General features: G+C 65.2%; 3 protein-coding genes. All 3 read right to left on the bottom strand.

The annotated features are described in order from the left end of the window. Positions 1-123: 123 nt before the first annotated feature. Entirely contained in the window at positions 124-654 is a 531-nt protein-coding gene (rimM, locus tag AC1P6P_RS00410; RefSeq protein ID WP_481400456.1) for a ribosome maturation factor RimM, read from the bottom strand. An 8-nt stretch (positions 655-662) separates the two neighbouring features. Beyond that, positions 663-1,010, bottom strand: coding sequence for a 30S ribosomal protein S16 (gene rpsP / locus AC1P6P_RS00415; protein WP_481400457.1), 348 nt, complete (start codon positions 1,008-1,010; stop codon positions 663-665). An 80-nt stretch (positions 1,011-1,090) separates the two neighbouring features. Beyond that, on the bottom strand, positions 1,091-2,467 hold the full coding sequence (ffh, locus tag AC1P6P_RS00420) for a signal recognition particle protein (RefSeq protein WP_481400458.1): 1,377 nt from the start codon (positions 2,465-2,467) through the stop codon (positions 1,091-1,093). Positions 2,468-2,663 lie beyond the last annotated feature (196 nt).

Genomic DNA, 2,663 nt, shown 5'->3' on the forward strand with positions numbered 1-2,663 from the left:
GGCTGGTGCCATGAACCACTCACCAGCAAAATCTAGCACTTAGCTTCGCGCTGGTGCCGCTTCATCGATCTTGCGCTCAGCTAAGTGCAAGATTTTGCGTCCTCTCCCACAAGGGGAGAGGGATTACTGGTCTTCGTCGCGATCCCCCGCATCCACCTCATCGGGCACCGCGACGGTGATGCGGGTGTTGGCGAAGTCGATTTCGGGGACGTTATCCTTGGTGAACGCGAGCAGGATTTCTTCGCCTTCGTCGGCGGCGATCACCAGGACATCGCCGGCGCCGTAATTCTGCACCGACAGCACCTTGCCGATGCGGTGGCCATCCTTGTCGAACGCTTCCAAGCCGACAAGATCGGCGTGATAGAACTCGCCCGGGTCGGCCGCCGGCAGGCTTTCGCGCGCCACGAACAGCTCGGTGCCCTTGAGGGCTTCCGAGGCGTTGCGGTCCTTGACCTCGGCAAAGGCGACGACCGCCTCGTCGTCGCCCGTGGCGCGCAGCGCCGCGATCGTGAAGCGCCGCCCGTCCTTGGCGTGCAGCGGTCCATAGGCGTTCAAGGCGGCCGGGGCGGCGGTGAAGGCTTTCACCTTCACCTCGCCTTTCAGACCGTGGGCGCCGATGACCGCCGCCATCAGCACGTCGCGAGCGCGCGACATGGCACCAATCAGCCCGCAGCCTCAGCCGCCTTCGCGGCCGCGGCGGCGCGTTCCTGCGCCTTCTTCTTCGGCTTGGCCTGCTCCGGATTGCTCTTCTGGAGCGGCTTCACCAGGCCGGCGTTGGCCAGGAAGCGATGGACGCGATCGGTCGGGGTGGCGCCCTTCTTCAGCCACTCGGCGGCCTTTTCGGCGTCGAGCTTGACGCGGGCCGGATCGTCCTTCTTCAGCAGCGGATTGTAGAAGCCGATCTTCTCGATGAAGCGGCCGTCGCGCGGGAAGCGGGTGTCGGCGATGACGATGGCATAGTGCGGGCGCTTCTTGGTGCCGCCGCGGGACAGTTTGATCTTAACGGACATAACGTCTTCCTTCTTCAGTCAGTAAACATAAATAGATTCACGCGGAGGCGGCATGACATCTCCGCGCCTCCGCGTGCAAATCATCTTCGTCCGAACATGCCGCCCGGCGGAGGACCGCCGCGACCCATGTTCATCATCGCTGCAAACGGATTGGCTCGGCCGCCCTTCTTCATCGCCTTGATGGCGTCGGACATGGTGCGGTGCATCTTGAGGAGCTTGTTGACGTCCGAGACTTCCAGGCCGCAGCCGGCCGCGATGCGCTTGCGGCGCGAGCCGTTGAGCACGTCCGGATTGGCGCGCTCGGCCTTGGTCATCGATTGGATGATCGCCTGCTGGCGGGTCAGCACCCGGTCGTCGAGCCCGGCTTCGTCGAGCTTGTCCTTGATCTTGCCGACGCCCGGCAGCATGCCCATCAGGCCCTGCAGGCCTCCCATCTTCTTCATCTGGCTCAGCTGATCGAACAGGTCGTTCATGTCGAACGCGCCCTTCTTCAGCTTCCTGGCGAGGGCTTCGGCTTTTTCCTTGTCGACGGTCTCGGTGGCCTTCTCGACCAGCGAAACCACGTCGCCCATGTCGAGAATGCGGCCCGCGACGCGTTCGGGATGGAACGGCTCCAGCGCCTCGAGCTTTTCGCCCATGCCGAGGAATTTGATCGGAGCGCCGGTGACCGCCCGCATCGACAGGGCCGCACCGCCGCGGGCGTCGCCATCGGCCCGCGTCAGGATGATGCCGGTGAGCGGCATGCGGGCGTGGAACGACTTGGCGATATTGACCGCGTCCTGGCCGGTCAGGCTGTCGGCGACGAGAATGGTTTCGTGCGGGTTGGTGACCTCGCGCACGGCGGCGGCTTCCGCCATCAGCTGTTCGTCGACATGCTGGCGGCCGGCGGTGTCGAGGATGAGCACGTCATAGCCGCCGACCCGCGCCGCCGCCAGCGCCCGCTTGGCGATGGTGATCGGGGTCTGGCCGGCGATGATCGGCAGCGTCGGCACGTTCGCCTGCTCGCCCAGAACCTTCAGCTGCTCCATGGCGGCGGGACGGTTGACGTCCAGCGAGGCCATCAGCACGCGCTTCTTCTCTTTGGTCTGGAGCAGCAGCGCCAGCTTGGCGGAGGTGGTGGTCTTGCCCGAGCCCTGCAGACCGACCATCAGGATCGGCGCCGGCGGCGAACCGAGCTGCAGGCCGGTGCCTTCAGTGCCGAGGGTTTCCACCAGCGTGTCGTGGACGATCTTGACGACCTGCTGCGCCGGGGTGACCGAGCGGATCACCGCCTCGCCTTCGGCCAGCGGCTTCACCTTGCGGATGAAGTCTTCCACCACGCCGAGTTCGACGTCCGCCTCGATCAGGGCGGTGCGGACTTCCTTCATTGCCTCGTCGACATCGGCTTCGGTGAGCGCACCGCGGCCACGCAGCTTGTCGAACACGCCGCCAAGGCGGGATTGCAAAGAGTCGAACATCGTCTACCCGTTATCCAAAGCAGTACCGCCCCAGGGGGCGCCACGCGCTGCCTGAGGGCGATCCCAGGCCGAGCCTGGGACCGGAAAGGCCGAGGTCTTTCCGGAGGACGGGCTTTTTACGGTGCCCTTGGCAAGGAGTCAAACGGCCGGGTTCCCGGCTATCCCCCCACCCGCACCGATTTGAACATCATAGTGG

Source organism: Rhizomicrobium sp. (genome assembly GCF_056722145.1).